25 protein-coding genes are annotated in these 21,618 nt (G+C 68.8%); 2 read left to right on the top strand and 23 right to left on the bottom strand.

What is annotated here, in order from left to right:
• Positions 1–311 precede the first annotated feature (311 nt).
• A complete protein-coding gene (locus tag QRN27_RS03845) occupies positions 312–1,256 on the top strand; it encodes a PDDEXK family nuclease (RefSeq protein WP_285040808.1) in 945 nt (314 codons plus the stop codon).
• Between the two features lie 305 nt (positions 1,257–1,561).
• On the opposite strand, the gene QRN27_RS03850 is transcribed toward QRN27_RS03845, so the two are convergent.
• The 3 genes from QRN27_RS03850 to groES all read right to left on the bottom strand — a co-directional run bounded on the left by QRN27_RS03850 (position 1,562) and on the right by groES (position 4,459).
• The gene (locus QRN27_RS03850; protein ID WP_194669323.1) at positions 1,562–2,842 is read right to left on the bottom strand and encodes an ABC transporter substrate-binding protein; all 1,281 of its coding nucleotides are present in this window, start codon (positions 2,840–2,842) and stop codon (positions 1,562–1,564) included.
• Between the two features lie 187 nt (positions 2,843–3,029).
• A complete protein-coding gene (rarD, locus tag QRN27_RS03855; protein WP_285041395.1) occupies positions 3,030–3,935 on the bottom strand; it encodes an EamA family transporter RarD in 906 nt (301 codons plus the stop codon).
• Between the two features lie 227 nt (positions 3,936–4,162).
• The gene (groES, locus tag QRN27_RS03860; protein WP_056008047.1) at positions 4,163–4,459 is read right to left on the bottom strand and encodes a co-chaperone GroES; all 297 of its coding nucleotides are present in this window, start codon (positions 4,457–4,459) and stop codon (positions 4,163–4,165) included.
• Positions 4,460–4,617: 158 nt separating this feature from the next.
• On the opposite strand from groES, the gene QRN27_RS03865 reads away from it, so the two are divergent.
• On the top strand, positions 4,618–5,811 hold the full coding sequence (locus tag QRN27_RS03865) for a class I SAM-dependent methyltransferase (RefSeq protein ID WP_285040809.1): 1,194 nt from the start codon (positions 4,618–4,620) through the stop codon (positions 5,809–5,811).
• Positions 5,812–5,857: 46 nt separating this feature from the next.
• On the opposite strand, the gene QRN27_RS03870 is transcribed toward QRN27_RS03865, so the two are convergent.
• The 20 genes from QRN27_RS03870 to infA all read right to left on the bottom strand — a co-directional run bounded on the left by QRN27_RS03870 (position 5,858) and on the right by infA (position 21,600).
• Positions 5,858–6,541 carry a DUF4190 domain-containing protein gene (locus QRN27_RS03870; RefSeq protein WP_285040810.1) on the bottom strand — a complete coding sequence of 228 codons (684 nt, stop codon included), beginning with the start codon at positions 6,539–6,541 and terminating at the stop codon, positions 5,858–5,860.
• A gap of 113 nt (positions 6,542–6,654) precedes the next feature.
• The gene (gene tsaD, locus QRN27_RS03875; protein ID WP_285040811.1) at positions 6,655–7,713 is read right to left on the bottom strand and encodes a tRNA (adenosine(37)-N6)-threonylcarbamoyltransferase complex transferase subunit TsaD; all 1,059 of its coding nucleotides are present in this window, start codon (positions 7,711–7,713) and stop codon (positions 6,655–6,657) included.
• Positions 7,710–8,246 carry a ribosomal protein S18-alanine N-acetyltransferase gene (gene rimI / locus QRN27_RS03880; protein ID WP_285040812.1) on the bottom strand — a complete coding sequence of 179 codons (537 nt, stop codon included), beginning with the start codon at positions 8,244–8,246 and terminating at the stop codon, positions 7,710–7,712. The genes tsaD and rimI overlap by 4 nt, the downstream gene beginning before the upstream one ends.
• Positions 8,243–8,872 carry a tRNA (adenosine(37)-N6)-threonylcarbamoyltransferase complex dimerization subunit type 1 TsaB gene (tsaB, locus tag QRN27_RS03885; protein WP_285040813.1) on the bottom strand — a complete coding sequence of 210 codons (630 nt, stop codon included), beginning with the start codon at positions 8,870–8,872 and terminating at the stop codon, positions 8,243–8,245. The genes rimI and tsaB overlap by 4 nt, the downstream gene beginning before the upstream one ends.
• A 10-nt stretch (positions 8,873–8,882) precedes the next feature.
• Positions 8,883–9,383 carry a tRNA (adenosine(37)-N6)-threonylcarbamoyltransferase complex ATPase subunit type 1 TsaE gene (gene tsaE, locus QRN27_RS03890; RefSeq protein WP_285040814.1) on the bottom strand — a complete coding sequence of 167 codons (501 nt, stop codon included), beginning with the start codon at positions 9,381–9,383 and terminating at the stop codon, positions 8,883–8,885.
• Positions 9,380–10,534, bottom strand: a complete 1,155-nt coding sequence (gene alr / locus QRN27_RS03895; RefSeq protein ID WP_285040815.1) for an alanine racemase — start codon at positions 10,532–10,534, stop codon at positions 9,380–9,382. The genes tsaE and alr overlap by 4 nt, the downstream gene beginning before the upstream one ends.
• A complete protein-coding gene (locus tag QRN27_RS03900; protein ID WP_285040816.1) occupies positions 10,534–10,890 on the bottom strand; it encodes a holo-ACP synthase in 357 nt (118 codons plus the stop codon). Before QRN27_RS03900 ends, alr begins: the two co-directional genes overlap by 1 nt.
• 75 nt (positions 10,891–10,965) lie before the next feature.
• Entirely contained in the window at positions 10,966–12,813 is a 1,848-nt protein-coding gene (gene glmS, locus QRN27_RS03905; protein WP_285040817.1) for a glutamine--fructose-6-phosphate transaminase (isomerizing), read from the bottom strand.
• Positions 12,814–12,894: 81 nt separating this feature from the next.
• Positions 12,895–13,845, bottom strand: coding sequence for a type I pantothenate kinase (coaA, locus tag QRN27_RS03910; protein ID WP_056008070.1), 951 nt, complete (start codon positions 13,843–13,845; stop codon positions 12,895–12,897).
• 47 nt (positions 13,846–13,892) lie between these two features.
• Positions 13,893–15,254, bottom strand: coding sequence for a phosphoglucosamine mutase (gene glmM / locus QRN27_RS03915; protein ID WP_285040818.1), 1,362 nt, complete (start codon positions 15,252–15,254; stop codon positions 13,893–13,895).
• 25 nt (positions 15,255–15,279) lie between these two features.
• Entirely contained in the window at positions 15,280–15,765 is a 486-nt protein-coding gene (gene rpsI / locus QRN27_RS03920; protein WP_056008076.1) for a 30S ribosomal protein S9, read from the bottom strand.
• Positions 15,766–15,793: 28 nt separating this feature from the next.
• Entirely contained in the window at positions 15,794–16,240 is a 447-nt protein-coding gene (rplM, locus tag QRN27_RS03925; protein WP_056008079.1) for a 50S ribosomal protein L13, read from the bottom strand.
• Positions 16,241–16,414: 174 nt separating this feature from the next.
• Positions 16,415–17,359, bottom strand: a complete 945-nt coding sequence (truA, locus tag QRN27_RS03930) for a tRNA pseudouridine(38-40) synthase TruA (RefSeq protein WP_285040819.1) — start codon at positions 17,357–17,359, stop codon at positions 16,415–16,417.
• Positions 17,349–18,362, bottom strand: coding sequence for a GNAT family N-acetyltransferase (locus QRN27_RS03935; RefSeq protein WP_285040820.1), 1,014 nt, complete (start codon positions 18,360–18,362; stop codon positions 17,349–17,351). The genes truA and QRN27_RS03935 overlap by 11 nt, the downstream gene beginning before the upstream one ends.
• A 94-nt stretch (positions 18,363–18,456) precedes the next feature.
• Positions 18,457–19,014 (bottom strand): 50S ribosomal protein L17, encoded by a 558-nt coding sequence (gene rplQ, locus QRN27_RS03940; protein WP_056778745.1) that lies wholly within the window; start codon positions 19,012–19,014, stop codon positions 18,457–18,459.
• Between the two features lie 44 nt (positions 19,015–19,058).
• Positions 19,059–20,051, bottom strand: a complete 993-nt coding sequence (locus QRN27_RS03945; protein WP_056008091.1) for a DNA-directed RNA polymerase subunit alpha — start codon at positions 20,049–20,051, stop codon at positions 19,059–19,061.
• Positions 20,052–20,208: 157 nt separating this feature from the next.
• Positions 20,209–20,607: a 30S ribosomal protein S11 gene (rpsK, locus tag QRN27_RS03950; RefSeq protein ID WP_056008094.1), complete on the bottom strand. Its 399-nt coding sequence runs from the start codon at positions 20,605–20,607 to the stop codon at positions 20,209–20,211.
• 41 nt (positions 20,608–20,648) lie between these two features.
• Complete coding sequence (rpsM, locus tag QRN27_RS03955) at positions 20,649–21,023, bottom strand: 30S ribosomal protein S13 (RefSeq protein WP_056008097.1); 375 nt, start codon at positions 21,021–21,023, stop codon at positions 20,649–20,651.
• A 161-nt stretch (positions 21,024–21,184) separates the two neighbouring features.
• Positions 21,185–21,298, bottom strand: a complete 114-nt coding sequence (gene rpmJ / locus QRN27_RS03960; RefSeq protein ID WP_021759549.1) for a 50S ribosomal protein L36 — start codon at positions 21,296–21,298, stop codon at positions 21,185–21,187.
• An 80-nt stretch (positions 21,299–21,378) separates the two neighbouring features.
• Complete coding sequence (infA, locus tag QRN27_RS03965; RefSeq protein ID WP_017885304.1) at positions 21,379–21,600, bottom strand: translation initiation factor IF-1; 222 nt, start codon at positions 21,598–21,600, stop codon at positions 21,379–21,381.
• Positions 21,601–21,618 lie beyond the last annotated feature (18 nt).

Raw genomic sequence — 21,618 nt, forward strand, 5'->3', positions numbered from 1 at the left:
TCCTTCCCGCCCCTCCCCCTTGTGCCAGCGCGGTGCGCTGACGTGAGCGCGGTCCTGGCGCGTGAGCGCGGGTCTCCGGAGCCCCGCGCTCACGCCCTCCACCCGCGCTCACGCCCTCCACCCGCGCTCACGCCGAGTCACCTCCCCCGCGGCACAGCGACCCGCGCTGACGCCCGTGACCCGCGGTGACGTCAGCGCACCGCGCTGAGCACCACGCCGAGGCTCGCTCCACCGCGAGCTGGGCGAGTGGCCGTTTCCACACCTCCTCTCTCATCCGTGTTGGAGCACCTCGGAACGGGCACGGTGAGTCGATGGAATCCTTCGATCTGAACCTGCTCATCCGCCCGAACGGCCTCCTGCTCGTCCGAGACGCACGTCGGGTCGGTGCTGAGCGTCTGGTGAGTGCCGCTCATCGCGACGGAGACCTGGTGCGTCTGCGAAAAGGCATCTACGTCCCTGAACCGACCTGGCGATCCCTGTCCCCCGATGACCGCTACCGCCTCCGGATCGACGCGGCGGCCGTCGCCCTGCGGAAGGACGCCCTGTTCAGCCACTACTCGGCTGCGCGGCTCTGGGGACTACCGATCGTCGGCCCATGGCCTGCCGAGGTGCACACGTTGACGAGCGGCGACCGCGGAGGACGCTCAGCACCGGGAATCATCCGTCATACGACGCAAGGCGCCGTTGCGCATCGGATGCGGCACGGGCTCCCGGTGACCGACCCGGCTCGAACGGTGGTCGATCTCGCCCGGATCGCGCGCCTCGACGACGCGGTCGCCGTCGCCGACGCCGCGCTCCGGCTGAGGCTCACGGACGAGAGCGCACTTCGCTCGCTCGCACGAGATCTGCCGGCGCGTCGTGGAGGACGGCAAGTGCGGTTCGCGATCAGCTTCGCGGACCCCCGGGCGGCGAACGGTGGCGAGTCCAAGATGCGCGTCGTGATCGCCCAGCTCGGATTCGCCGTCCCGTCCCTGCAACAGTCGTTCGCCGACGCCGACGGACCGATCGGCATCGTCGATGCCGTCTGGCCGGACGAACAGGTGATCCTCGAACTCGACGGCCGCCAGAAGTATGTGCGAGAGGAGTTCATGCAGGGACGCGATGTGGCCGACATCGTCCTAGCGGAGAAGCTCCGGGAAGACCGACTTCGTGCGCTCGGCTACACCGTCGTCCGCGCCACTTGGGAGGACCTCGTCCATCCGAGCCGGCTCGCTGCGAAGCTCGAGCGCGCAGGGTCGCAGCGCGCGTTCCGCTGACCCGTGGCTCTTCTTTCGTGGCCAGCGCGGTGCGCTGACGTGAATGCACCGTACCGACCGTCAGCGCGGTGCACTGGCATGAGCGCGCCCCGCTGTGCAGCACCGCCGGTGAACGGGCGCGAGCGCGCCCCCGGCGCGTGAGCGCGGGTCTCCGGAGGCCCGCGCTCACGCGCTGGACCCGCGCTCACGTCAGCGCACCGCGCTGGCACCACCACCACACCAGCGCCAGGTCCGGCGGGAGCGCATGGCGCCGGACACGACGAAGGCCCCGGATCGCTCCGGGGCCTCGTCAGTCGCGCGAGCGACTAGTTGGTGCGGGTGTACTTGTTGTCGTCACCGTACTGGTAGATACCGATGGTCGCCTCGGTCGGGTCACCGTTCTCATCGAAGGTGATCGGACCGGAGTTGCCGTCGTAGTCGATCTTCTTGCCGTCGGCGATGGCTTTCGCACCCTCTTCGAAGGTGGACACCTTCTCGCCCTTGTCCTTGCCACCGGACACGGACTGGAGCTCGCCGGCCATGTCGGCACCCTCGGTCGAGCCGGCCTGCAGCGCCGCGAGGGCGAGCAGGATGACCGCGTCGTAGGATTCGGCCGCATAGCTGTAGTCCTTCAGCGGCTCGCCACCCTCGTCCTTCACGAACGCCTGGAGGCGGTCGGTGAAGTCACCGAGCTTGGCGGTGTCGAGACCGGGCAGCGTCCCCTTGGCGCCCGTGAGGGTACCGGGAGCGAAGTCGGCGCTGTAGTCGGCGAGGTTGCCGTCCACGAAGTAGAGCTTGTCCGACGGGAACCCGGCGAGTCCGGGGACGATCGTCTTGGTCTCCTCGAACGCGATGATCGCGATCGCGTCGGGGTTCTCCGCCTTGACCGCGCTGATCTGCGCGTCGAAGGAGGTGTCGCCCGTGTTGTACGACTGCTCGGCGACCACTTCACCGCCGGCGCTCTCGAACGCCTCCTTGGTGAACTTCGCCAGGCCGGTGCCGTACGAGTCGTTCAAGTAGATGATGCCGAGGGTGGCGTTGCCGTCCTCCGCGATCAGGTTCCCGAGGACCTCGCCCTGCAGCACGTCGGACGGCGCCGTCCGCCAGTAGAGACCGTTGTCGTCCCACGTCGTGAAGTCGGCGGAGGTGTTCGCCGGGGAGAACTGGATGACGCCTGCGCCGGTGACTTCGTCGATGAAGAGCTTCGACACACCCGACGATGCCGCACCGATGATGGCGGTGACGCCCTCGGAGAGCAGACGGGGGACCTCGGTCGCGTACGCCTTGTTGTCGGAGTCACCCGAGTCGCCGAGCGTCAGGTCGATCTTGATGCCCAGGTTGGCGTCGTTGACCTCCTTGACCGCGAGACCGACGCCGGCTTCCTCGGGCGGGCCGAGGAACGCCAGGTTGCCCGTCTGGGGCAACGCGGTGCCGAGCTTCAGGGTGAGGTCGCCAGCAGGCTTGCTGCTGCCGCTGCCACTGTCGTCACTGCCACCTGAGGCGCATCCGCTCAGGACCAGCGCGCTGGCTCCGATCAGTGCGATGCCACCGAGAACGATGGCACGAGGGCGGGAGCGAGCGGCCGTGGCCTTCGAAAAGACGCTCATGGTACTCCTTGCTTGTCAGAAGAGTGGCAGCTCCAGGGGCTGCCGTTGTGTCAAGTTATCCGCTGAGAGTGCGCTGGACAATGTCGTTGACGTTACAAGCGTGTAACACGACCAAATCGTTACCTCAGAGGCACCGGTTTCGCGTCTTTCCTGCAGTGGTCGCGCGATCAGCGACGGAATCCGCTGTTCAGACCCTCGCGGCACGGCGTCGATCGGCGGCCGCGGACCGTCGGCCGCGCGCGGACGCCACGAGCATGTCGCCCGTGAGGATGGCGAGCGCCAACCAGACGAGTCCGAAACCCAGCCAACGCTCCGGCGGCATCGCCTCGTGGAGGACCGCCACGCCGACGACGAACTGGATGATCGGCGCGAAGTACTGGATGAACCCCATCCAGGTGAGCGGCAATCGCCGAGCCGCGGCGGCGAACAGGAGGAGCGGGACGGCCGTGATGACACCGGCACCGATCAGCAGGAGGGTGTGCCCCACGCCGGCGGTGCCGATCGTGAGCCCACCGGAGACCCCGACGGCGATGAGCTGAGCGATCGCGACCGGTGTCAGCCACGCCGTCTCGAGCGTCAGCCCGGACACCGCGTCGACCACGCCACCGACCTGCTTCTTGATGTAGCCGTACAGGCCGAAGGAGAAGGCGAGGATGAGGGCGATCCACGGGACACTGCCGTGCCCGATCGCGAGGACGAGCACCGCGATCACGCTGACGACCACCGCGGCCCACTGTGCGGGACGCAACCGCTCGCGGAGGAAGAACACCCCGAGGAAGACGGTGACGATCGGGTTGATGAAGTACCCGAGCGAGGCCTCGACGACCTGGCCGTTGAGCGCTCCGTAGACGTAGGTCTGCCAGTTGACGTAGATGAGCGCGCCGGCGAGACCCATCGCCAGGACGATGCGCCGCTGCCGCAGGATCCCGAGCAGGCGACGCCAGGAGCGGGTCACGAGGATGAGGACGGCGCAGAACACGAGGGAGAAGACGATCCGCCAGGCGACGACCTCGAAGGCTCCGGCCGGCGCGAGCGCGATGAAGTAGAGCGGCAGCGCTCCCCAGAGGCAGTACGCGGCGACCGCCGAGATCAGACCCGAACGGCTCCCCTGCTGCGGGACCTCGACTCCTGAACGCGCGCGCGCCCCTCCGGCGGCGAGCTCGACATCGACTTCGACTTCCGCTGGATCGCTCGCGTTCTGCACTGGTCCAGGCTAGACCCGCGGCGGGCGGACGGACCTTGTTAAACGGACACAGCCCGAATGGCTGATGCCATTCGGGCTGTGGAGCGGCCTGAGCCGCCAGGTTCGTTCGCCGGTGTCTAGCGGACGACGACGGCGAGGACGTCGCGCGCGGACAGGACCAGGTAGTCCTCACCGGCGTACTTGACCTCGGTGCCGCCGTACTTGGAGTAGATCACCTTGTCGCCGACGGCGACGTCGAGCGGGACGCGGTTGCCGTTGTCGTCGATGCGACCGGGTCCGACCGCCACGACCTCGCCCTCCTGGGGCTTCTCCTTGGCGGTGTCGGGGATGACCAGACCGGAAGCGGTGGTCTGCTCTGCCTCGACCTGCTTGATGACGATGCGATCCTCGAGCGGCTTGATGGAGACCGACACGGTTGACCTCTTTCTTGAAACGAAGACGTTGTTAGCACTCACACTGCGAGAGTGCTGATTCCAGTCTAGGCATCTTCTGGCACTCACGCAATGCGAGTGCCAATGACCGGCTGCTAGCGTTGCCGGATGCACCCAGCTCCGCGCGAAGTCCGCTGACCATGGAACGATCGGAACTCGTGGAGCTCCTGACGGCCGACGGGCTCAGACTCCTCGACTCGCTCCCGCCCTACCCGTCCAAGGATGAGGCCGTCCGACTCGTCGGTCGGCTCCGGAACGAGGGGCACTCCCCCGCGCTCGTCGCGGCCGTGCTCACGCAGTCGCGTCTGCGGCTGAAGGCGGTCGGCAAGTTCGGCCCGTTCGCCGACCGCATGCTGTTCACCGAGGCGGGTCTCGAACAGGCCACCCGGCTGCCCGTGGCGGCGCTGCACGCGGGGCGCTTCGCCCGGGCAGGCCTGACCCGCATCGCCGATCTCGGCAGCGGCATCGGCGCGGACTCGATGGCGATGGCCTCCCTCGACCTGGAGGTGACGGCGGTCGACATCGACGAGGTGACCGCCGCGATCGCGAGCTACAACCTGGCGCCGTTCCCGACGGCGACGGTCCGGAACGAAGCGGCCGAGGACGTCGCGCTCGAGGAGTTCGACGCCGTCTGGTTCGACCCGGCCAGGCGAACGGCAGGGCACGTCGACACGTCCCGACTCGCGAGCGCCGCCGACTACACCCCCTCCCTCGACACCGTCTTCGACACGGCGAGCCGCCTCCCGGTCGGCGTCAAGCTCGGACCGGGGTTCGATCGATCCCTCATCCCCGACGATGCCGAGGCGCAATGGGTCTCGGTCGACGGCCAACTCGTCGAGATGACCCTCTGGTTCGGCCCGCTCGCCCGACCGGGTGTCCGGCGCTCCGCGCTCCTGCTCGCGGACGGCGTCCACCACGAACTCACGGCGGACGGCGACGCGGACGACGCACCGGTCCGCGACCTCGGTGCGTACGTCCACGAACCCGACGGCTCCGTCATCCGCGCTCGCCTCATCGGCGACCTCGCTGTGCGGCTGGAGGCGGGCATGCTCGGTCAGGGCATCGCGTACCTCACGTCGGACAGCGCGACGACCTCGCCGTTCGCGTCGACGTTCCGCGTCATCGCGCGGCTTCCGATGGACGAGAAGACCCTCAAGCGGACGATGCGCGAACGCGGGATCGGGGTCCTCGAGATCAAGAAGCGCGGGGTCGACATCGATCCGGCGGCGTTCCGCAAGCGGCTCGCGTTGCGTGGCGACGGCTCGGCGACGATCATCCTCACGAGGATCGCGGGGAAGCACAGCGCCCTGCTGGTGGAGCGCGTCGGTCACTGACGCGGTGTACCGCGCGGTGCGGTCGCCTTCCCGTCCGTCGTGCTGACTAGGTCGAAACGTAGCCGATGATGACGACGACGCTGTAGACCAGCCATCCGATCGAACAGGCGAGGCCGACGAAGCCGGTCACGAGACCCGTCAGCGCGCGACCACGCGCCCCCGGTTCGCGGCGGCGTGCACCGAATCCGAGGAAGATCGCGACGATCGACAGCGGGAAGCCCCAACCGACGAAGATCGACACGACAAGCCCGACGATGCCGCTGACGAGCGACCAGGTGCTGCGGGTGGTGGACGTGGGGGCGGCCGACGCGCCCGAAGATGAAGGCTGCTGCTGGTACGCGGCGTATCCGCCCTGGCTCGGAGCCTGGTACACGGCCGTCGGCACGGTCTGGAGGTACGTCGACTGCTCGCCCTGCCAGGTGGACGGAGCCGTCGGCTGAGCCGGTCGATCGGATGGAGCGGCCGGCGCGCCGGCGCGCCAGTCAGTGGCAGGCGGCACGCCGTACCCCTGTTGGCCGGCCTGAGACCACTGCTGCTGCGGTGAGGCCTGGTGGTAGGGCGGCTGCGGCTGCGCGGGCTGCTGGTACGGCGGCTGCTGCTGCGCCGTCGGGTACTGCTGCCCCTGCGGGGGTCGACCGCCGTGCTCCGGCTGACCGGACTGCTGCTGCTGCTGCCCCGGCGTGCCGTTCTGCTGCGCGGGCCGTCCCTCGGGGTGCTGTTGCTCGTCCATCGCCACTCCTTCGCTCCGTCACCGGGTACCGGCCCCATCCTATGCGTCGAGCGGTGGACGGGCTCGTCGACGACCGCCTCGAGAAGGGTGCCCCGCTCGCGCCGGGGAGCCGTCTAGTGGACCTGGATCTCCGTGACCGGCAGGGTCGAGTCGGCGCCGAAGTCGAGCGAGGAGGGCTCGCGTCCGGCGGAGATGAGCTGGGACGCGAGCGCCGCGATCATCGCACCGTTGTCGGTGCACAGCTGCAGTGGCGGGATGCGGAGTTCGATGCCCGCTGCCGCCGTGCGCTCGGCGGCGACCTCGCGGAGGCGCGCGTTCGCGATCACGCCACCGCCGAGCAGGAGGCGTGGCACGCCGAGCTCGGTGCACGCTTTGACCGCCTTCGAGACGAGCACGTCGACGACGGCCTCACGGAAGCTCGCCGCCACGTCGGCGACCGGTACCGGCTCGCCGGCGTCCTGCTTGGCCTCGACCCATCTGGCGACCGCGGTCTTCAGCCCGGAGAAGGAGAAGTCGTAGCGGTGGCGCTCCATGTCCTTCGGGAGGCTGAGCCCTCGGGGGAAGCGGATCGCCTTCGGGTCGCCACCGACCGCCGCCCGGTCGATCTGCGGACCACCCGGGTAGGGCAGACCGAGGATGCGTGCGACCTTGTCGAACGCCTCGCCCGCCGCGTCGTCGATGGTCTCGCCGAGGAGTTCGACGTCCGAGACGAGATCCCGCACCAGGAGGAGCGAGGTGTGTCCGCCCGACACCAGCAGCGCGATGGTCGGGTACTCGATGAGGCCGTCCTCGGAATCGAGCACGTCGGCCCCGACGTGTCCGACGAGATGGTTGACCGCGTACAGCGGCTTGCCGAGGGAGACGGCGAGCGCCTTCGCCGCTCCGACACCGACCATCAGTGCGCCGGACAGGCCAGGACCGCTCGTCACGGCGACGGCGTCGAGATCGGCCAGCGTGACGCCGGCTTCGGCGAGTGCCGTCAGGAGTGTGGGCTGGAGCGCCTCGAGGTGGGCTCGTGCAGCCACCTCGGGGACGACGCCGCCGTACCTGGCGTGCTCGTCCATGCTGGAGGCGATGGTGTTGGCGAGGAGTCGGTGTCCGCGGACGATGCCGATGCCGGTCTCGTCACAACTCGTCTCGATGCCGAGGACGAGTGGTTCGTCGCGGTTCATGCCATGCTCCCGGGGTGGTCGTCGGCCTGTTCGAGCGGAGGCCGCCCGTGCGCGGGCATCGGTGGCCTCGCCTGGACGGTGAGACGCATGACGATGGCGTCGACGTCGTCCGGTTGGTAGTACCCGGGTCGCACCCCGAGCTCCTCGAAGCCGAGGCTCCGGTACAGCGCGATCGCGACGGGGTTGTCAGCCCTGACCTCGAGGAACACCTGCGACACGTCCTGCTGTCTCGCCTGTTCGATGAGCGCCTGCATGAGCAGACGCCCCAGCCCGCCGCCTCTGGCGTGGCCGGCGACGGCGATGGTCTGGATGTCGGCGTCGTCGGAGCGGGAGGGCGCGAAGAGCCCGGCGTAGCCGGCCAGCGGGGCGTCCTCGGCGTCGACCTCGGTCGCGACGAGGTAGTGGCCGTGCGGTGAGGCGAGTTCGGCACGCATCATCTCGGTCGACCACGCGTCGTTGAGGAACACGGTGCTCTCGAGTTCCATGATCGCGTCGAGGTCTGCGACGCCGGCCCGGCGCAGGAACCAGGTCATGCCGTCACCCGCTTGGCGCCGGTGGACATCGTCACATCGGGTGAGCGCAGGTAGAGGGGTTCCTCCCCCGCGAACGCGCCGTCGGAAGCGAGGAGCAGTGCCGCGATCCGGCCCAGCGCACCGGCTGGGACGACGACCGCGTCGAACCGCACGGCCTCCGAGCTCGGCAGGTCTTCCGGCTTCGCCAGGGCGGGACCCTGGGTGCGGACGGGGAGACCGGTCGCGTCGAGGCCCGCGTAAGCCGTCCAGTAGCGCTCGCGGCGACGGGCGTCGGTGACGACCAGGAGCCCGTCGTCCGGCGTTGCCCGGCCGGTGGCGTAGGCGTCGAGCGCGATGCCGTCGTGGCTCACGACGGGGTGGACCGGGAGTCCGGCTCCGACACCGAAGCTGCGTGCGGCCGCGATGCCGATCCGGAGCCCGGTGAACGGTCCGGGGCCCATGCCGGCGACGACCCCGGTGAGGTCGGCGACGGCGACCCCCGCCTCGTCGAGCGAGCCGGCGATGAGCGAGCCGATGACCTCGGCGTGACGCATCGGGTCGTCGGATGACCGTTCGGCGAGGATCACGCCGTCCAGGGAGACGACGGCGACGCTCGAACCCGCGGATGTATCGATCGCCAACAGCACGTCGTCCAGCCTACCCGGGGTCGGTGGCGGCATGCCGCGAGAGCGTGAGCGTCCGCTGCTCGATCGGTTCCTCACCGGCGTCGCTCGTCGTGGGCGCGTCGCCGGCACCGGTCGGCCGCTCGATCACGAGCTCGAACCATTCGGGGACGACGCCGTCGAGGAGTCCGGCGCCCCACTCGACCACGACGACGGATCGGGCGAAATCGATGTCGAGGTCGTCGAGTTCGAGCGCCGAGCCGAGCCGATACGCGTCCACGTGCACGAGGGGCGGACCGCCGACGAGACTCGGGTGGGTGCGCGCCAGCACGAAGGTCGGGCTGGTGACCGGACCACGCACCCCGAGCCCCTCCCCGATCCCGCGCGTGAGGGTCGTCTTGCCCGCCCCGAGCGGCCCGGTCAGCACGAACAACTGCCCGGCGCGCAGTTCCGCGCCGAGCCGGACGCCGTACGCGTGCATCTCCTCCGGGGTCGCCACCTCGACCGTGCCCGGGGTGAGGACCTGATCCGTCATGACCGCTCCCTCGGCGTCCGCACCACTCGTGGCCCGATCCGGGTGACGAGTTCGTAGTTGATCGTCCCAGCGGCCTCGGCCCACTCCTCGACGCGGGGCGCGCCGGTGGCAGGGTCGCCGAACAGGACGGCGTCCTCACCCACCTCGACCGGATCGTCTCCCACGTCGACGACGAACTGGTCCATGGCGATCCGACCGGAGACCCGGTAGCGGCGGCCGTTGATCACGACGGGGCCGGCGTTCGAGGCGCTACGGGGCACCCCGTCGGCGTAGCCGAGCGGGACGAGGGCGAGCGTCGTCGAAGAGTCCGCTCGGTAGCTGTAGTCGTAGGACACGCCGGTACCCGGCTCGACGCGACGCACGGCGGCGACGGACGCCCGGAGTGTCATGACCGGGCGGAGATCGAAGGCGGCAGCCGAGCGCGCGGCGTCCTCGGTGGGTTCGAACGGCGACAGCCCGTAGGCGGCGATCCCGAGGCGCACGGCGTCGTACCGGAGTGTCGGTTCGCCGAGGGCGGCCGCGGAGGCGGCGAGGTGGAGACTCCGTGGCGTGAGCCCGGCGGCGGTGGCGAGGGCGACACCGCGCTCGAACCGCACGGCGGCGGCGGCGTCGTCCGCACTCGAGGTGTTGGACACATGCGAGAACAGTCCGTCGATCCGGACGAGACCGGCGCTCTCGGCTGCTGCGGCGGCCTGGAACAGCTCCGGCCAATCGGCCTCGGCAGCGCCGTTCCGGCTGAGGCCGGTCTCGAGCTTGAACTGGACGACGGGCACCTCGGATCCGCGATTCCTGGCCGCCTCGATCACGCGGTCGAGCTGCGCCGCCGATGACAGACCGAGCTCGATCCCGGCGTCGAGCGCTACACCGAAATCGGCGTCCGGTCCGTGCAACCATGCGAGGACGGGCGCGGTGATCCCGGCCGCGCGGAGCGCCACCCCCTCGCGGATGTCGGCGACGCCGAGCCGGTCGGCACCGGCCTCGACGGCCGCCCGGGCGATCACCGCGGCACCGTGCCCGTAGGCGTCCGCCTTGACGACGACGATGAGTTCGGAGACACCGGTGATCTCGCGCAGACGACGGACGTTGTGCCGCAGCGCCTCGAGGTCGATGATCGCCTCGCGCGTCGGACGCGTGTCGGAACCGCTCGACATCAGCCCTCCCGCTCGGCGACGACGAAGGCGACGGCGACCCCGGCATCGTGGGTCATGCTGAGGTGCATGCTCGTGATGCCGCGCTCGGCGACGACCCCGGCCGTGACCCCGGACAGCTCGAAGTCGGGCTTCCCCTCCGGACCGTTCACGATCGCCATCTCCTGCCAGCGGATGCCGTCGGAGGAGCCCAGCGCCTTGATGAGCGCCTCCTTCGCGGCGAAGCGGCCGGCGAGCGAACGCAACGGCAACTCCCGTTCAGCAGGCACGAAGAGCCGGGCGAGGAGGTTCGGGGTCCGGGTCACGGCCCGCTCGAACCTCGCGAGGTCCACGAGGTCCACCCCGATACCGATGATCATCCTTCTACTCTACGGCCGACGCATCGTGCGGGGCGGACCGGCCGACGGGCCACCTCGGACCCTGCGGACCGACACCTACTCGACCGTGACGGACTTCGCGAGGTTGCGGGGCTGGTCGACGTCCAGGCCCTTCGCCGTCGCGAGCTCCATCGCGAAGATGTGGAGCGGGATGACCGCGAGCAGCGGCTCGAAGAGCGGACCGGCGAGCGGGATCGGGATGACCTCGTCCGCCGAGGGCAGGACCGCTGCGTCACCCTGTTCGGCGATCGCGATCACCCGGGCACCGCGAGCGCGGATCTCCTCGATGGTCGAGACGACCTTGGGGTGCAGGATCGCGGAACCCCGCGGGCTCGGCACGACCACGAAGACGGGCTGGCCCGGCTCGATGAGGGCGATCGGTCCGTGCTTGAGCTCACCACCGGCGAACCCTTCGGCGTGGATGTAGGCGAGTTCCTTGAGCTTCAACGCACCCTCGAGGGCGATCGGGTATCCGACGTGCCGGCCGAGGAAGAGCACCGCACGGGAATCGGCCATCCAGTGCGCGAGCTGCGCGATCTTCTCGGATGCGCCGAGGATGCTGGCGATCTTGTCCGGGACGGCCTGGAGTTCCTCGACCTGCGCGGCCAGGTACTCGGGCGTCTGCGTGCCGCGGACGCGGGACAGGTGCAGCCCGAACAGGTAGAGCGCCGTGATCTGCGCGGTGAACGCCTTCGTCGACGCGACCGCGACCTCCGGCCCGGCGTGCGTGTACACGACGGCGTCGGACTCGCGGGCGATCGTCGCACCCTGGGTGTTGCAGATCGACAGGGTCTTCGCGCCGGACTCGCTCGCGAAACGGACCGCCATGAGCGTGTCCATCGTCTCGCCCGACTGGCTCACCGAGATGACGAGGGTGCGGGCGTCGATCACCGGGTCGCGGTAGCGGAACTCGTGACTGAGCTCCACCGTGACCGGGATGCCCGCCCACCGCTCGATCGCGTAGCTGCCGACGGTGCCCGCGTACGCGGCCGTGCCACAGGCGATGATCACGATGCGGTTGATGTCGAGGAAGAGTTCGTCGAGGCCGGCGAGCTCCGGGATGACGACCTGTCCGCCCTCGACCCGTCCGCGGATCGTGTTGGCGACGGCGTCGGGCTCCTCGCTGATCTCCTTCGCCATGAAGCTCGACCAGCCACCCTTGTCGGCTGCGGAAGCGTCCCACTGGATCTCGAACGGCTCGGTCACGACGTGGTTGCCGGAGAAGTCGGTGACCGTGACGTCGTCCGGAGTGATGACGACCATCTGGTCCTGGCCGATCGCGACCGCTCGCTGCGTGTACTGCACGAAGGCGGCCACGTCGGATCCGAGGAAGTTCTCGCCGTCGCCGAGGCCGATGACGAGCGGCGAGTTCCGGCGCGCTCCGATCACGACGCCGGGCAGCTCCTGGTGCATCGCGAGCAGGGTGAAGGCCCCGTCGAGCCGGGCGACGACGCGGCGGAAGGCCTCGGTGAGGTCGCCCGTCGACCGGTACTCACGGCCGATGAGGACCGCGGCGATCTCCGTGTCGGTGTCGCTCTCGAAGGTGAACCCGTCGGCCAGGAGTTCGGCACGCAATTCGGCGAAGTTCTCGATGATGCCGTTGTGGATGAGCGCGAGGCGCCCCTCGTCGCCGAGGTGCGGGTGCGCGTTGCGGTCGGTCGGCCCGCCGTGCGTGGCCCAGCGGGTGTGGCCGATGCCGGTCGCCCCGGGGGCGATCGGGTTCGCGGCGAGGTCCTCGGTGAGGACGGCGAGCTTCCCGGCACGCTTGCGGGTGTTCAACGAACCCGTCGCGTCGAGCACGGCGATGCCGGCGGAGTCGTACCCCCGGTACTCGAGCCGCTTCAATCCGCCCATCAGGACGTCGACCGTCTTGTCGTTCCCGACGTACCCCACGATTCCACACATGTAGAGCAGCATAATCGCGCGATTTTGCGAGGATGCTGCACCAACTCGCGCAGCTCGACGGTCAGGTGCCGGACGGGGCGCTCAGAGCTTGCGGAGCAGCACCGAGGACACGGTGTGGTCCGAGTCCTTCCGCAGGACGAGCTTCGCCCGGGAGCGGGTCGGGCGGATGTTGTCGACGAGGTTCGGCTCGTTGATCGACCGCCAGAATCCGCGCGCCTGATCGGCGGCCTCCTCGTCGGAGAGCTCGGCGAACACGTTGAAGAAGGAGTTCGGGTTGGAGAACGCGCCGCGCTTCAACGCCATGAACCGGTCGACGTACCAGGACTCGATGTCGCGCGTCCTGGCGTCGACGTAGATGCTGAAGTCGAAGAGGTCGCTGATCGCGAGGCCGCTCGCGGTCGCGGCCGGTTGCAGGACGTTCAGCCCCTCGACGATCAGGACGTCCGGGCGCCGCACGACGACTTGCGCCGTCGGGATGATGTCGTAGCGGAGGTGCGAGTAGAACGGCGCGCGCACCTCGGCGGCCCCACTCTTCACAGCCGTGATGAACCGCAGGAGGGCCCGGCGGTCGTAGGACTCCGGGAAGCCCTTGCGATCCATGATGCCGCGCCGCTGCAGCTCCTCGTTCGGGTACAGGAACCCGTCGGTCGTGACGAGTTCGACGTGCGGGGTGTCCGGCCAGCGCGACAGCAGCTCGCGCAGCAGTCTGGCGATCGTCGACTTGCCGACGGCCACCGAGCCGGCGACCCCGATGACGAACGGGGTGCGGAGCGCCTGATCACCGAGGAACCGACTCGTCGCCCGCCCGAGGTCCTGCGTCCCCTTTGCGTACAGGCTGAGCAGCCGGCTGAGCGGCACGTAGACCTCCTCGACCTCCCGCATGTCGAGACGGTCGCCGAGGCCACGGATCTGCACGACCTCGGTCTCGCTGAGCGGCGTGGACGTCTCGGGAGCGAGTCGCGCCCACTCGGCGCGGTCGATCTCCACGTAGGGCGTCGGTTGCCCGGAGGCCCCACTCGTCGTCGAAGTCATGCGATCACTCTTCCACAGCTGGACCCACCGGCCCGCCGCCGGACGGCTCAGATGGCGAGTCGTTCGCGGACGACGTCGGCGAGACGATGGGCCAAGCGGTCCGCCGTCGGCTGGTCGGCCGCCTCGACCATGACCCGGACGAGCGGTTCCGTGCCCGACGGACGCAGGAGCACACGGCCCTCGTCGCCGAGCTCGGCCTCCGCGTCGCGGACCGCGGCGTCGACGACCTCGTCGCCGACGAGTCGGTTGCGGTCGACGCCCGTGACGTTGACGAGGATCTGCGGGTACACCTGCATGACCTCGGCGAGCTGGGCAAGGGTCTTGCCGGTGCGCGCCATCTCGGCCACGATGTGCAGGCCCGTGAGGATGCCGTCGCCGGTGGTCGCGTAGTCGGCCATGATGACGTGGCCCGACTGCTCACCACCCAGCGAGTAGGCGTGCTCGTTCATCGCCTCGAGGACGTAGCGGTCGCCGACACCGGTCTGCACGACCGTGATGCCGTGCTCCCGCATGGCCACGTGCAATCCGAGGTTGCTCATGACGGTCGCGACGAGCGTGTCGCCCTTGAGCTTGCCGCGCTCCTGCATCGAGACCGCGAGAATCGCCATGATCTGGTCGCCGTCGACGATCTTGCCGTCGGCGTCGACCGCCAGGCACCGGTCGGCGTCGCCGTCGTGCGCGATGCCCAGATCGGCCCCGTGTTCGAGGACCGCCTGCGACAGGAGGTCGAGGTGCGTCGAGCCGACCCCGTCGTTGATGTTCATGCCGTCAGGGTCGTTGCCGATGATCGTGACCCGCGCGCCGGCGTCACGGAAGGTCTCCGGTGACACGCCGGCGGCAGCGCCGTGCGCGCAGTCCAGGACGACGTGGATGCCGTCCAGGCGGTTGGGCAGGCTGCCGAGCAGGTGGACGACGTAGCGGTCCTCGGCGTCGGCGAACCGGACGATGCGACCGACGTCGGCACCGGTCGGGCTGAGCTTGGGGCGGTCGAGGTATTCCTCGATCCGGCGCTCCACGGCGTCGGGGAGCTTGGTGCCACCACGGGCGAAGATCTTGATGCCGTTGTCGGGCGCGGGGTTGTGCGAGGCGGAGATCATCACGCCGAAGTCGGCGTCGATGTCGGCGATGAGGAACGCCGTCGCGGGCGTCGGCAGGACGCCTGCCTCGAGCACGTCGACGCCCGAGGACGCCAGGCCCGCCGCGACGGCGGCGGACAGGAACTCGCCGGAGATGCGGGGGTCGCGTGCGAGCACGGCGACCGGACGCTTCCCGGCGGCACGGCGGGCCTCAGCACTACGGCCTTGCCCAAGCACCACTGCGGTGGCTTGGGCAAGGCCGAGAGCGAGGTCTGCCGTCAGGTCGGCGTTCGCGAGACCGCGAACACCGTCGGTACCAAACAGCTGAGGCATTGAGCTTCGCTTGTCCTGAGCGCGATTAGCGCTTCGAGAACTGCGGAGCCTTACGGGCCTTCTTGAGTCCGGCCTTCTTGCGCTCCTTGACGCGAGCGTCGCGGGAGAGGAAGCCGGCCTTCTTCAGCGTGGCGCGGTTGTTCTCCTCGTCGATCTGGTTGAGCGAGCGCGCGATGCCGAGACGCAGCGCACCGGCCTGGCCCGAGGGGCCACCACCGGAGATGCGTGCGATGACGTCGTAGCCGCCGACCAGGTCGAGGACGGTGAACGGGTCGTTGATGAGCTGCTGGTGCAGCTTGTTCGGGAAGTAGTCCTCGAGCGTGCGGCCGTTGACCGTGATGGTGCCGCTACCGGGGACGAGGCGCACGCGGGCGATGGCCTGCTTGCGGCGACCGACGGCTGCGCCGGGGACGCTCAGCACGGCGCGAGGCGCGGTGACAGCTGCTTCAGGAGCCGACTCGGTGGAGTAGCTCTGCGGGGTCTCTTCGATGGAATCTGCGATGTTCGCCACTGTGAAATCCTTTTTTCTTGTCCGGTGCTTACTGGGCGACCTGGTCGAGCGTGAACGGCTTGGGCTGCTGAGCGGCGTGAGGGTGCTCGCTGCCGGTGTAGACCTTGAGCTTCTTCAGCTGGTCGCGGCCGAGGGAGTTCTTCGGCAGCATGCCGCGGATCGCCTTCTCGACGGCGCGGATCGGGTTCTTCTCGAGGAGCTCGGCGTAGGTGACGGCCGAGAGCCCGCCCGGGTAACCGGAGTGGCGGTAGGCCTTCTTCTGCAGGAGCTTGGCGCCGGTGAGGGCGACCTTGTCTGCGTTGACGATGATGACGAAGTCGCCACCGTCCATGTGCGGGGAGAAGGTCGCCTTGTGCTTGCCGCGCAGGAGCGCTGCGGCGTGGCTGGCCAGGCGGCCGAGGACCACGTCGGTGGCGTCGATGACGACCCAGTCGTGCGTGATCTCACTGGCCTTCGGGGAATACGTGCGCGTCACAATAGTGCTGCTTTCTGGTCGGAGTTGGTCGTTCGTGAATCCCGCTCCTGTTGGGAGTTCCGATCGGAACGCCCGAGGTGGAGGGCTCAACTTCGGGTACCGCACCGCAGAAGGCGCAGGCACCAACGGGAGAGTCTACGTGATCACCCCTCGTCGGTCAATTCACACCCGCGATCAATCGGCGCCCGCCGCCACGTGCTCGTGACTCCGCCGCTGCCGCGTCGTCGCTGCGCGGGACTGCAGGAGACCGGGCTCCGGATACCCGACCTCGACGAGGGTGAGTCCCCGCGCCGGCATGACCCGGAAGTCGATCTCGCGGTGGCCGCCGTCCCGGAGCCGGACGACCTCCTCGAGCGACAGACGCCCCTCCCCCACGGCGACACAGGCACCGACGAGCGAACGGACCATGCTGTGGCAGAACGCGTCGGCGGTGAGTCGGGCGACGAGCACACCCGCGTCGTCACGTTCCCAGCTGAAGGCCTGCAGGGTGCGGATGGTCGTGGCCCGAGGTCGCGGCTTGCAGTACGCCTGGAAGTCGTGGAGTCCGACGAGGGACGCCGCCGCCTGCTGGAGCAGCCCGAGGTCGAGTGAGGAGGTCGTCCAGCTCGTGGTGCGGCGGACGATCGGATCCTTGCGCACGCCGGCGTCGGCGAGCCGGTACCGGTAGTGACGCCAGACGGCGGAGAACCGCGCGTCGAAGCCCTCCGGAGCCGGCTCGGCCGCGTGGATGACCACGTCGCGATCCATCCCGAGGACGCCGTTCAGTCGCCGGGCCAGCAGGGTGCTCGCACTCTCGAAGCGCGGAGAACCGTCGGGGAACTCCGCGTGGCGGCCCTGCAGGCGGGTGATCTTGGCCAACTGGGGCTCGGTCAGGTCGAGGTGCGCCACCTGGCCCGACGCGTGGACACCGGCGTCGGTGCGTCCGGCCACCACGAACCGTGGCACGGGTGGAACGGTCTTCCCGAGCACCCGGTAGAGGGCCTCCTCGAGGACCCCCTCGACCGTCCGCAGGCCGGGTTGTTTCGCCCACCCCGCGAAGTCCGTCCCGTCGTAGGCGATCGCGAGCTTGAACCGCTGCGCCGGCAGCACGCTCACCGCTTCGGAGGCGTCACCGCTCACGGACGTACGCCAGATCACGCGTCGTCGCGACGAACCCCTGCCGTTCGTAGAGCCCGAGCGCTCCCGTCGGGCTGGCCGTGTCGACCTCGAGCGTCGCCCGCTCCAGACCGGCGGCCTGGATCCGTCGGAGTGCCGCGGCGAGGAGGGCCGGAGCCAAGCGCCGCCCGCGCCAGTCGCGGACGGTACCCACCAGGGCGATGTAGGCGCTCGTGAAGCCCTGAGCAGACCAGCTGTCCTCGTCGACCTCCGCCAGGGTGAACCCGACGGCCCGTCCGTCGTCGGCGACCGCCACCACCGAGAGGTCGTCTCGGAAGTGTGCGCCGCCCACGAACTGCGCCCACATCGCCGGAACCGTCTCGAGGCTCCCCCAGTGGTCGCGGAAGGAGTCGTTCCGTGCGTCGCGCGTGCGATCGGCGAACTCGGGCCGGTACTCCTCGAGCGTCACGCCGGCGGGGACGTCGATCTCCTCGACCGGCCGGGAGAGGTCGCGCTCCATGATGGTGAAGTAGCGTGCCACACCGAACCCGAACCGCTCCAACAACCGCGCTGCCGCGGTGTTCCGTTCGTCGACGTAGGCCCGAGAGGAGGCCGGAGCCCCCGTCTCCACCGAGGCCAGCTGCTGCTCGGACCGCTCGAGGGACCAGGCGAGCAGGACACGACCGATCCCGCGCTCGCGCCACGCGGGGTGCACGCCGCCGAACACGTAGGAGTACACGGAGACGTCCCTCGACGGCGACAGGATCACCATCGCGTAGGCGACGAGCGTCCCGTCCTCGGAGAACGCGAGCAGACTGTCGGTCGCCATGTCGATCCACTCGTGATCGAACTCGTCGGCGATCTCGTCACGGCTCGTCACCCGGTGGGGGTTGTCGAAGGGGTCCATGGCGCGGCACAGCGCGACGATGTCGTCGATGTGCGCGCGCTCCGCCGGACGCCACTGCGTGATCTCGGGGTGCTGCGGACGTGCCGGGCGGCCGTCCGGAACGGCAGGAGTGGTACTCATGCCTCCAGCCTAGGACACCGTCGAAAAGCGCCCGGGAACGACGGAACCCCGCCCTCCGTGCGGAGAGCGGGGTTCCGTTCGTGTGGTGCCGAACCTACTTGGCGTCCTTCGCGGGAGCCTCGTCGGTGGTCTCGCCGGCGTCGACCGACTCGCCGTCGGTCTCCGTTGCCTCGACTGCCTCAGCAGCCTCGACCTCGGCCTCGGCGGCAGCGGGCGTCTCCTCGGCAGGAGCCTCGTCGACCGGCGCTGCGGCGTGCTTCGCCGACTGCTTGGCCGGCTTCGCCTTCGGCGTGACGGGCTCGAGGACGAGCTCGATCACGGCCATCGGAGCGTTGTCGCCCTTGCGGTAGCCGGTCTTGATGATGCGCGTGTAGCCGCCCTGACGGTCGGCGACGAGCGGAGCGATCTCCGTGAAGAGCTCGTGGACGACGCTCTTGTCGGTGATGGTCGCGAGCACCCGACGGCGGGCGTGCAGGTCGCCACGCTTCGCGAAGGTGATCAGGCGCTCAGCGAGCGGACGAAGACGCTTCGCCTTGGTCTCGGTGGTCTGGATGCGCTTGTGGGTGAACAGCGCAGCAGCGAGGTTGGCGAGCAGCAGACGCTCGTGAGCGGGGCCGCCTCCGAGGCGGGGTCCCTTGGTGGGAGTAGGCATTCTTGTCTCTCTTCAGGTTGGAAAGTCGTCAGGTGGATCGCGAGCTAGGAGACGGTCTCGTCGTCGTAGCCGCTGTAGAAGTGGGCGCCGTCGAACCCGGGGACCGAGTCCTTCAGCGAGAGGCCCATTTCGGTGAGCTTGTCGCGAACCTCATCCACCGACTTCTGACCGAAGTTGCGGATGTTCATGAGCTGCGTCTCCGACAGCGCGACGAGCTCGCTGACGTTGTTGATGCCCTCACGCTTGAGGCAGTTGTACGAGCGCACGGAGAGGTCGAGGTCCTCGATCGGGATCGAGAGCTCGCCGGGCAGCACGGCGTCGACCGGCGCGGGGCCGATCTCGATGCCCTCTGCAGCGGTGTTGAGCTCGCGGGCCAGACCGAACAGCTCGGTCAGCGTGCGACCGGCCGACGCGATGGCGTCGCGCGGCGTGATCGCCGGCTTCGACTCGACGTCGACGACCAGGCGGTCGAAGTCGGTGCGCTCACCGGCACGAGTCGCCTCGACGCGGTAGGTCACCTTGAGCACGGGCGAGTAGATCGAGTCGACGGGGATCTGACCGGCTTCGCTGAACTCATTGCGGTTCTGCGTCGCCGAGACGTAGCCACGGCCACGCTCGATCGTGAGCTCGAGCTCGAACTTCGCCTTGTCGTTGAGCGTCGCGATGACCAGGTCCGGGTTGTGGACCTCGACACCGGCCGGAGCCGAGATGTCGGCCGCGGTGACCTGGCCTGCGCCGGTCTTGCGGAGGTACGCCGTGATCGGCTCGTCGTGCTCGCTGGAGACGACGAGGCCCTTGATGTTCAGGATGATCTCGGTGACGTCTTCCTTGACACCGGGGATGGTGCTGAACTCGTGCAGCACACCGTCGATGCGGATGCTCGTGACTGCGGCGCCCGGGATGGACGACAGCAGGGTGCGACGAAGCGAGTTCCCGAGGGTGTACCCGAAGCCTGGCTCGAGCGGCTCGATGATGAACCGGCTGCGGAACTCCGAGATGGATTCTTCGGTGAGCGTAGGGCGCTGTGCGATGAGCACTATGGATTCCTTTCGGCTAAGTGTCCGCTATATGACACTTGCGTTGGCGAGGTATTGAATTGTGTTCGCTGGCCCTGGTCACCAGGACCATGCCGTGATCCGTCCGCGGCGATCAGACGATCGCCACGGACGGATCACGGCCGGTGAACCGAAGGAATTAGACGCGGCGACGCTTCGGGGGGCGGCAACCGTTGTGTGCCTGAGGCGTGACGTCGTTGATCGAACCGACCTCGAGGCCTGCGGCCTGGAGCGAACGGATCGCGGTCTCGCGGCCGGAGCCCGGTCCCTTGACGAAGACGTCGACCTTCTTCATGCCGTGCTCCTGCGCCTGACGCGCAGCCGACTCGGCGGCGAGCTGTGCGGCGAACGGGGTCGACTTGCGCGAACCCTTGAAGCCGACGCCACCGGACGACGCCCAGCTGATGACCGCGCCCGAGGGGTCGGTGATCGAGACGATCGTGTTGTTGAACGTCGACTTGATGTGGGCCTGGCCCACGGCGATGTTCTTCTTTTCCTTCTTACGCGGCTTCCGAACGGCCGACTTTGGTGCTGCCATGAATATCTCCTGAGTCCTATGACGAGGCGACTAGGCGGGGCCTAGCGGGCCTTCTTCTTGCCGGCGACGGTGCGCTTCGGGCCCTTGCGGGTGCGCGCATTGGTCTTGGTGCGCTGGCCGTGGACCGGAAGGCCACGACGGTGACGGATGCCCTGGTAGGACCCGATCTCCACCTTGCGGCGGATGTCGGCGGCGACCTCACGGCGGAGGTCACCCTCGACCTTGAAGGTGCCCTCGATGTAATCGCGCAGGGCGATCAGCTGGTCATCGGTGAGATCCTTCACGCGGATGTCTCCGCTGATGCCGGTGTCGGCGAGGGTCTTGAGTGACCGCGTGCGGCCAACACCGTAGATGTACGTCAGTGCAACTTCCACGCGCTTGTCGCGTGGGATGTCTACGCCGGCGAGACGTGCCATGGTGGCTTCTCCTAGGAGTTGTGGAGGTGTGGAGCAGTTCCGGTGCTCGGGCCTCCGACCCGAGGTGTCCCCCGCCGCGCTCGCGCGTTGCGGGATGTGGAACTGCCGTTAGAGGGGTGCTGCTGTGGTGCTCAGGGCTGCGTGCTGCAGGTCCTCTGAGATCAACCCTGGCGCTGCTTGTGGCGCGGGTTCTCGCAGATGACCATGACGCGGCCGTTGCGACGGATGACCTTGCACTTGTCGCAGATCTTCTTGACGCTGGGCTTGACCTTCATAGTTCTCTCTTTTCGCTGTCGTCGTGCCGGGCCCGACACCGGTTGGTGGCGGCGCGTCCGGCCGTTACTTACAGCGCGACCTACTTGTAGCGGTAGACGATCCGACCACGGGTCAGGTCGTAGGGGGTCAGTTCCACGATCACGCGGTCCTCTGGGAGGATGCGGATGTAGTGCTGACGCATTTTGCCCGAAATGTGGGCAAGTACCTTGTGTCCGTTGGTCAGCTCAACGCGGAACATCGCGTTGGGCAGAGCCTCGACCACTTGGCCCTCGATCTCGATGACGCCGTCTTTTTTGGCCATAGCCTCACTGTCGCTCAG

Origin of the sequence: Plantibacter sp. LMC-P-059a (assembly GCF_030209505.1) — a bacterium.
Classification (GTDB): domain Bacteria; phylum Actinomycetota; class Actinomycetes; order Actinomycetales; family Microbacteriaceae; genus Plantibacter.

Bases quoted from the DNA above. Each gene is read 5' to 3' on its own strand.
- glmS (WP_285040817.1), bottom strand. From the start codon at position 12,813: ATGTGTGGAATCGTGGGGTACGTCGGGAACGACAAGACGGTCGACGTC.
- rplQ (WP_056778745.1), bottom strand. From the start codon at position 19,014: ATGCCTACTCCCACCAAGGGACCCCGCCTCGGAGGCGGCCCCGCTCAC.
- rpmJ (WP_021759549.1), bottom strand. From the start codon at position 21,298: ATGAAGGTCAAGCCCAGCGTCAAGAAGATCTGCGACAAGTGCAAGGTC.
- infA (WP_017885304.1), bottom strand. From the start codon at position 21,600: ATGGCCAAAAAAGACGGCGTCATCGAGATCGAGGGCCAAGTGGTCGAG.
- rpsM (WP_056008097.1), bottom strand. From the start codon at position 21,023: ATGGCACGTCTCGCCGGCGTAGACATCCCACGCGACAAGCGCGTGGAA.
- tsaD (WP_285040811.1), bottom strand. From the start codon at position 7,713: ATGAACCGCGACGAACCACTCGTCCTCGGCATCGAGACGAGTTGTGAC.
- glmM (WP_285040818.1), bottom strand. From the start codon at position 15,254: ATGCCTCAGCTGTTTGGTACCGACGGTGTTCGCGGTCTCGCGAACGCC.
- QRN27_RS03865 (WP_285040809.1), top strand. From the start codon at position 4,618: ATGGAACGATCGGAACTCGTGGAGCTCCTGACGGCCGACGGGCTCAGA.
- tsaE (WP_285040814.1), bottom strand. From the start codon at position 9,383: ATGACGGATCAGGTCCTCACCCCGGGCACGGTCGAGGTGGCGACCCCG.
- QRN27_RS03850 (WP_194669323.1), bottom strand. From the start codon at position 2,842: ATGAGCGTCTTTTCGAAGGCCACGGCCGCTCGCTCCCGCCCTCGTGCC.
- rpsK (WP_056008094.1), bottom strand. From the start codon at position 20,607: ATGGCAGCACCAAAGTCGGCCGTTCGGAAGCCGCGTAAGAAGGAAAAG.
- coaA (WP_056008070.1), bottom strand. From the start codon at position 13,845: ATGACTTCGACGACGAGTGGGGCCTCCGGGCAACCGACGCCCTACGTG.
- rimI (WP_285040812.1), bottom strand. From the start codon at position 8,246: ATGACCTGGTTCCTGCGCCGGGCCGGCGTCGCAGACCTCGACGCGATC.
- QRN27_RS03935 (WP_285040820.1), bottom strand. From the start codon at position 18,362: ATGAGTACCACTCCTGCCGTTCCGGACGGCCGCCCGGCACGTCCGCAG.
- QRN27_RS03870 (WP_285040810.1), bottom strand. From the start codon at position 6,541: ATGGACGAGCAACAGCACCCCGAGGGACGGCCCGCGCAGCAGAACGGC.
- alr (WP_285040815.1), bottom strand. From the start codon at position 10,534: ATGTCGAGCGGTTCCGACACGCGTCCGACGCGCGAGGCGATCATCGAC.
- QRN27_RS03900 (WP_285040816.1), bottom strand. From the start codon at position 10,890: ATGATCATCGGTATCGGGGTGGACCTCGTGGACCTCGCGAGGTTCGAG.
- QRN27_RS03845 (WP_285040808.1), top strand. From the start codon at position 312: ATGGAATCCTTCGATCTGAACCTGCTCATCCGCCCGAACGGCCTCCTG.